7 protein-coding genes and 2 pseudogenes are annotated in these 6,807 nt (G+C 51.0%); 4 read left to right on the top strand and 5 right to left on the bottom strand.

The window, feature by feature from the left end; all coding sequences use genetic code 11:
* Positions 1 to 538: 538 nt before the first annotated feature.
* The gene (locus L1D47_RS19840; protein WP_239886520.1) at positions 539 to 751 is read left to right on the top strand and encodes a DUF1107 domain-containing protein; all 213 of its coding nucleotides are present in this window, start codon (positions 539 to 541) and stop codon (positions 749 to 751) included.
* A gap of 64 nt (positions 752 to 815) precedes the next feature.
* Here L1D47_RS19840 and L1D47_RS19845 read toward each other — a convergent pair whose 3' ends face one another.
* Together L1D47_RS19845 and L1D47_RS19850 are read right to left on the bottom strand one after the other, a co-directional pair.
* Complete coding sequence (locus L1D47_RS19845) at positions 816 to 1,022, bottom strand: cell division protein ZapB (RefSeq protein WP_041511814.1); 207 nt, start codon at positions 1,020 to 1,022, stop codon at positions 816 to 818.
* A 186-nt stretch (positions 1,023 to 1,208) separates the two neighbouring features.
* Positions 1,209 to 1,490, bottom strand: a complete 282-nt coding sequence (locus tag L1D47_RS19850; protein ID WP_239886521.1) for a Rho-binding antiterminator — start codon at positions 1,488 to 1,490, stop codon at positions 1,209 to 1,211.
* Between the two features lie 110 nt (positions 1,491 to 1,600).
* Here L1D47_RS19850 and L1D47_RS19855 point away from each other — a divergent pair, with 110 nt between their 5' ends.
* Complete coding sequence (locus L1D47_RS19855) at positions 1,601 to 2,374, top strand: DUF1223 domain-containing protein (protein ID WP_239886522.1); 774 nt, start codon at positions 1,601 to 1,603, stop codon at positions 2,372 to 2,374.
* Between the two features lie 40 nt (positions 2,375 to 2,414).
* On the opposite strand, the gene L1D47_RS19860 is transcribed toward L1D47_RS19855, so the two are convergent.
* Positions 2,415 to 3,005 (bottom strand): outer membrane beta-barrel protein, encoded by a 591-nt coding sequence (locus tag L1D47_RS19860; protein WP_239886523.1) that lies wholly within the window; start codon positions 3,003 to 3,005, stop codon positions 2,415 to 2,417.
* A 177-nt stretch (positions 3,006 to 3,182) separates the two neighbouring features.
* Here L1D47_RS19860 and L1D47_RS19865 point away from each other — a divergent pair, with 177 nt between their 5' ends.
* Complete coding sequence (locus tag L1D47_RS19865; RefSeq protein ID WP_239886524.1) at positions 3,183 to 4,445, top strand: alpha/beta hydrolase; 1,263 nt, start codon at positions 3,183 to 3,185, stop codon at positions 4,443 to 4,445.
* 309 nt (positions 4,446 to 4,754) lie between these two features.
* Here L1D47_RS19865 and L1D47_RS19870 read toward each other — a convergent pair.
* Positions 4,755 to 5,497 (bottom strand): annotated as a pseudogene (locus L1D47_RS19870) (cupin domain-containing protein).
* 167 nt (positions 5,498 to 5,664) lie between these two features.
* A complete protein-coding gene (locus tag L1D47_RS19875) occupies positions 5,665 to 6,621 on the bottom strand; it encodes a hypothetical protein (RefSeq protein WP_239886526.1) in 957 nt (318 codons plus the stop codon).
* A gap of 8 nt (positions 6,622 to 6,629) precedes the next feature.
* Here L1D47_RS19875 and L1D47_RS19880 point away from each other — a divergent pair.
* Positions 6,630 to 6,807: pseudogene (locus L1D47_RS19880) on the top strand (IS5/IS1182 family transposase); the annotation flags it as partial.

Here is a 6,807-nt window from a genome sequence, read left to right on the forward strand (position 1 = left end):
GCTACAGATCGCTTACTATCTGACTAGCTTGAAGTAATACCAATCACAGTAAATATGTGATCAGAAATAGCGCAGGAAAAACGCTTGAGAACAAAGCAGGATTTTTAGATAAGTAGTTATTCTACAATTAAAAATACTAATACAGTTATCGAGCGTTTTAACAAGCTAGAATGATTAATTATTTATTACGATTGGTATAATAGCTAGCTTGTCATCGAAAGGGGCCTAGGCCCCTTTTTTGTTGCCCAGAATAAAAAAAACCGTATTTCCGGTCGCTATGGAAATACGGTTATCGAGCTAAAAAGCTCTATTTACCCTGAGTAACAACTCCAATCTACCAGGGTGTCAAAAATTTGGCAAGTGACAATTTTTATTTAGGCTAGTCTATTAGTCTGATAGACAAGGCAAAAATTTCGCACTATGGCATGAAGGTCAAATTTAGCGAAAAAAATGCTCAAAAAATTGAAACTAACATGGTACAAGACCTGTCGAATTTAAGTATAAAAATTAAGAACGCAGAGTCTTGCTTGGAGGTCTCATGAGAGTTTTTCCTGTCTACGCGCCGAAATTGATTGTGAAACATGCCCGAATTTTTGTTTCTGGGGTGATCTGGGTGAAAGACCTGGGGAGATTAGAGTTTGAGAAAGGAAAATTTTTATTGCCGCGTCAGAGCCTGCCTCAGGTAAAACGCGTCATCATGGAATTGAATGAATTAATCGAGCACCAACATAACGAAGCGAAGACGGCTTAGGTCTTCGCTCATCGAAAGCGCTTATCATAAGAGCGTTTCACTCTTGGTCCAAGCGCTTCTCAAGTTATTCGCTAACTTCGTCGTTCAGCAGGCCCACAAGCCCGGTCACTTTTTCGTTCCAAGAGTTGAGATCTTGACTCAGCTGTTGGTTCTGTTCGTTCAGGGTATGGTTCTTCTGCTTCTCTTCCTCAAGCTCCATTTTCAGTAGCTCAATGGTTTCGAGTGCCGCTTGGATTTTTGTCTCCAGCTTGGACAGTAGTTCAAGGCTCATGGGGAGGTCCTAATAGTTTCTGGATGGTGCTTCGATTCTATCAGTGCCGCTATCTGAGTGAATAGCTAATTCGTGTTAAATGTCTAAAAATCCATCTATATATGGATTAAAGATTGTTTATTTCGTCGGCGCGGCGAGCATACTGCGCCAAAGGGCTTGTAAGTGACTCGCCGGCGGCCCCTGGCGTTAATCTTCTCGGGGTTTCTTGGCTGCGGCGATCACCACTCGATCAAAGGTCGCGCCCTGGGATAAGGGCGTAATCGCCAGGATATGATCCAGGCGGATCGCCTGTTCGCCCGCCTCGTTTTTCACGGTGAGATATTCGCACTTATCTGCCCCGGTGGTGAGGGTGATGGCGGTGGCCGTAATGTCGCCGTCTGAGGTCTCGATAAGCAGTTGGTAACCTCTGATGCAGGCCAGCTCTAGGTGGTCGTGAACATGACAGTCTATGATGCGATAGGGTTGCATAGGTTTTCCTTTGATTAAAGAGGGCATCTTTGAGTGTAAACGATACGTGAACGTAAATGCTTCGGCGCCGGGTCTCTTAAGTAGATGCCTATCATCTTGGAGGATAACCCGTGCCGAGTAAACTTGCCCTATTGCTCTTGCTCAGTCTGTTTGCTCAGCCGCTTTTGGCGGCGCAGACGCTAACCCAGTTTGATCAGCAGAGTGAGACGCGCCAGCCGCTGGTGGTCGAGCTGTTTACCTCTCAAGGCTGTAGCAGCTGTCCGCCCATGGAGCGTTGGCTCTCGGGTTTCAAGCAGGAGACCGGCCTGTGGCGCGATTATTTTCCCTTGGCCTTTCATGTGACCTACTGGAACTACCTCGGCTGGCGGGATCCCTTTTCCAGGCGTGCCTTCAGTCGCCGCCAGTATGACTATCTAAACCACAAGGGCATCGCCCAGGTCTATACGCCGCAGTTGGTGATCAATGGCCGCGAGTGGCGCCCGGGTGACAAGGGGTTACTGCCCGATGAAGCCGCTATGCGCCCGCGAGTGGGCAAATTAAGCGTGACCATAGCTGGGCAAGCTGTGACGGCGACATTTGACAGCCAGTTGCCCAGTAATGAGGGTCTCACGTTGCACCTAGCCTTGCTGGGCAGTGGCATGGCGACTCAGGTTGGCAGGGGAGAGAATCGCGGCAAATATCTGCGAGAAGATTTTGTGGTCTTGAGTCACCAGCACTTTAGAGGCATTGACGCTAAGGTGGTAAGCTTCTCCAGTACTGTGGCTGCCTTGCCCGGTGAGGCCAGAGAGGCGAAGCGCCTGGCCTGGGTAGCCTGGATAGAACAAGATCATCTCCCCCTGCAAGCGGTTGGCGCTTGGCTGGAGAATGAGCCAATAGATGAATAATAAAAAAGCCCCTTGCGGGGCTTTGTTGTAAAGACGTGGCTTAGAAGCGGTAGTCTACAGACAGATAAACCTGTTGGCTGTCGTCTAGTGAGAATGATGCCTTGTCACCTGCTTCTGAGGTGAGGGTCTTGTCATAGTCTTGCTTCAGGTAACGGTAGCCGATCTCTGTGCTCACCTTGTCGTTGATCTTGTACATGAAACCGGTTTGACCACCCCATACGAAGTTGTTTTTTGATTCCAGCATATCGACATCTGGACTCGTGTGGTTAACACCCGCGGTTGCACCGATGAACCAGTTGACCTTGTTGTTCGCATCCAGGCCGACCAGGTAATCATAAGACATCAAGAAGCTCTGTTGCTTACCGAAATCGTCTGAGTTGTAAGAGTAAGTACCGTATACGCGGTTGTTGTCGTTCAGGTAGGCACCACCGCGTAGCTCATAGATCATGTCGCTATCTGAATCTTTAAATGTGCCCTTGCTGAAGCCTGGATCGACCGCTTCGGTGATCTCTGCCTTGTAGTTGTTCTCTTGTGAACCGATACCGCCACCGATGAACCAATCTGTGGCCATAGTTGGCGCTGACAATGCTGCTGTGATTACTGCGGCTACCGCTAATGTCTTCTTAGTCATAATATGCTCTCTCTTAAAAGGTGGTGTTGTTTTCGTTGAGGGCATAGTAAGTTAGCCTTGCTGAACCAAAACTGAATGAGATCTGCAAGTTAGATTGCGGGTGTCATGGCTATAGATGTGGCGCCTGTGGAGCTTAAGGCCCCAGATGAGCGTCGAGACGAACGAAGGAGTGAGACGATGAAACTGGTGTTTGTGCATGGATGGAGTGTCACCAGTACCCAGACCTATGGCGAGCTGCCCCAGGCGCTGCTTAAGCTGGCCTCCGGGGCGCTAGAGCTGAATGTTCAACACATCTACCTGGGGCGATATATCAGCTTTAACGATGCGGTGACGCTGGAAGATCTCAGTATCGCCTTCGAGTCGGCCCGCCTCGCCGAGCTGGGGGATGAGCCCTTCTCTGTGATTACGCACTCCACCGGCGGGCCACTGATTCGCCACTGGTTGTGCCGTTATTACCAAGAGGCAGCGACCACGCCGCTACAACACCTGATCATGCTGGCGCCCGCCAATCATGGCTCGGCATTGGCGCAGCTGGGTAAGTCCAGGGTGAGTCGACTCAAAGCCTGGTTCGATGGTGTCGAGCCGGGTCAGCGAGTATTGGATTGGCTGGAGCTGGGCAGCGACGGTCAGCATCAGCTCAATCTGAGCTGGCAGCAAAAGGATTGGCTTAGCAGCGACGTCTACCCCTTCGTGCTTACTGGAGAAGCCATAGACGGTGCGTTATACGACTATATGAACAGTTACACCGGCGAGGTGGGTTCTGATGGCGTGGTGCGGGTTTGTGCCGCCAACATGAACTTTGTCTATGCCCGGTTGGTGCAGCAAGTGGGCGTACTCTGCGACAGCTTCGATGGCGAGTGCGCCGAAACCCTGGCGCTAACGGAGCTCACCCAGGCCGTTGAGCCTTGCGTCTTAGGGGTTGTGCCTAGAGCGAGTCACAGTAATCGCAAGATGGGGATCATGAATTCAGTGACCCAGAGAAATGCCGCTAACAAGCCTGTGGTCGCCGATATTCTCGATTGTCTGAGGGTAAAAGATCGCCAAGGGTATCGTAAGCTGAGACAACAGATGGCGCTTAAGTCCGAGGCGAGTCGTAAACCGCCCCGTTACTGCATGCTGGTGCTGCGTGTGTTCGATAACCTGGGCCATGCCGTCACCGACTTCGATTACTATCTTTTGGCGGGCGATGAGTACCATGCTTCGCGGTTGCCCCATGCCATGGTGCTGGATAAGCAGCGTAACAGCGTCAACGGTAATGTGATCACCTTCTATTTGGATGCTAACAAGCTCTCCAGGATAAAGGCGGGTAAGCTGGGGCTTAAGCTGATCCCCAGGCCAGACGAGGGCTTTTGCCATTACAAGAGCGCCGAGTTTCGCTGTGAGCACGAGCAGTTGACCCAGCTGTTTGGCGCCGATCAGACCCTGATGCTCGATGTGTAGCTTGAGCGCTATATCGCCCCCAATACCTTCAGTTTTGCGAAGGTTGGCGAGAAAGCGGACTTTAAGCAAATACCGCCGCAGGATTAAAGGTGGAGCAAACAAAAAGCGGAGCCCGAGGCTCCGCTTTTTGGATCGAGTAGACGAGCTTATACCAATTGTAATAAATAATGGATCATTCTAGCTTGTTAAAATGCTCGATAACTGTATTAGTATTTTTAATTGTAGAATAACTACTTATCTAAAAATCCTGCTTTGTTATCAAGCGTTTTTCCTGCGCTATTTCTGATCACATGTTTATTGTGATTGGTATTATTTCTTAAAGAAGGCTTCGTTGGTGCCGTAGGGGCCTAAGTTAAGATCACGCTTGCGGATGGCATCGACGCGATCGAAGGCTTCTTCGGCAACACGCAGGTTTTTCACGTCTTTACGCCAGTAGTATTTGAAACCGTCGAAGTGGGCGTTGTTCGGATACCAGTAGATCACACCCAGGCCTTTCTCAGACATGATAGGCGTGTTGTGGATAGTGGCGCCTGGAATATAGAAGTATTGGCCGGTGCCGAGTTTCTTAAACTGGTTGTCTGCCAGGGTTTGTCCCTCGCCGTTGACCACATAGTAACATTCTGGCTGGCCGTGGAAGTGCGGTGCATGGTCAGACTTACCGCCATCGGTGATGCCGATCACCACAGGGCTGTCAGACAGCTCTTTCCAGATATAACCCACAGGGGATTTAGTGCGGTCACAGTCTTTGACTTCGAGGATGTTGCCATCGTCATCTAGGGTCTTACTGAAGCGTTGATCGGCGGCGATACTGTCGTTGGCTTGAATCGTGGTGAAGTCGATCTTGCCCGCTTCCCAATCGGCAATATAGGCCTCGACCTCAGGGTTGCTGCACTGCTCTGGCATAGTGTCTTGCGGTGAGTAAGGTGTGCTGTCGTATGGCACAGGCGTCATCTGCTGAAACGGCAGCTGCGCATGGTTACATTGTGGGCCCTGGGCCACGGGGTTGTTGAAGCCAGAGCGGCCACACCTAATAGCATTTTTAATTTCATCATTCCTGTCCTATTTTTGCAGCCAATGGCCGCGTTATTTTGGGTGTAAATTTGTGTATGGACTAACGATAAAGTGATTAGTTTGTTGTAAAGGTGAAATGGATCACGCCACTTTTTTAACAGCAAACTTATTCGTGACTCAGCTCGCGAATAATCTTACCTATCGCCGCCTATTGCAGTGAGAATTGCATACTCAACAGGGCATAGTTTGAGGCCCCGCGGGGGCTCGGGGCAGTCGTGTCTGTGCTGACGTCCTGAATCTCATAGCGCCCGAATTCGACCCCGACGCTGAGCGCCGGCGTGAGATCGGTAAACAGGTTGACGCCCCAATGGTAGCGGTCGGTCTGTTCGACCTCTGTGGTGGTGCGCCCATAGAAGATGGTCGAGCGGCTGCGTTCGCTCCAGAAATGGCGATAGGCAAACATGCCCGATAGCGACGTCTCTATTTCGCCCTCTATGATGTCCCTGGCAGCATCTGTGCCTACATAGCGCCCCAGGTTGCCGTAGTGCAGCAGCAGGCGCAGATCGTCTCGTCCAAAGGTGAACAGCTTGGCTCCTACCGACAACCCGCTGCCCCACTGTTTGCTGTCGTTGGCGTCGAGGTAGCGGATCAGTGCCGATATCGACACATTGCCCCAATCACCCGCCTGGTTGTAACGAATAATGGTGTCGGGGAGGTAATCGTTGCTTGTGTCTATCCACTGGGCTTTATTCTCATTCTGTTGGGCAGTGGTGCCATAGGTGTAGGGGTTTTCCAAGGCAAATTGCCAGTGGGGCGTGCTATAGCGAAACAGCGTCTGTCTGACCATGGCCTGACCGACCAAGGGGCCGCCGAGATCGGCGGTTTCGGCAAAACTGCTGGTGTTGACCAGGGTGGACCAGGTCTGTCCGGCGGTGATGCCTTGATACTGGATGAAGGCGTGCCTGAGCCGGGGCGCATAAGAGTTAGAGATGATAGGGTTGCCCTGGCTCGAACCGGCAAAGTCTATCTCGGCGAAGCCGAAGATCTGCTCATGATTGAGTTTGACGTTGAAGCGGCTCTCCTGAGCGCTAAATTGCGTGCGCTTAGGGAAGATGCGAATAAGTCCCTGATGTGAGATCATAGCTACATAGTAAATCACAGCCATTACCGCCCATGAGCCAACAGTTAACTTTTGCCGATAGTGAGTTTTCCAGCAAGCGCCGCCAGACCCGTAAAGAGATTTTCTTATCTCGGATGGACAACCTGTTACCATGGACTCAACTGCTGGAAGTGATTGAGCCCTTTTATCCAAAAGCGGGCAATGGTCGTCGTCCCTATCCACTGGAAACGA

This window comes from Shewanella sp. Isolate7 (genome assembly GCF_022398425.1).
In the GTDB taxonomy this organism is placed as follows: domain Bacteria; phylum Pseudomonadota; class Gammaproteobacteria; order Enterobacterales; family Shewanellaceae; genus Shewanella.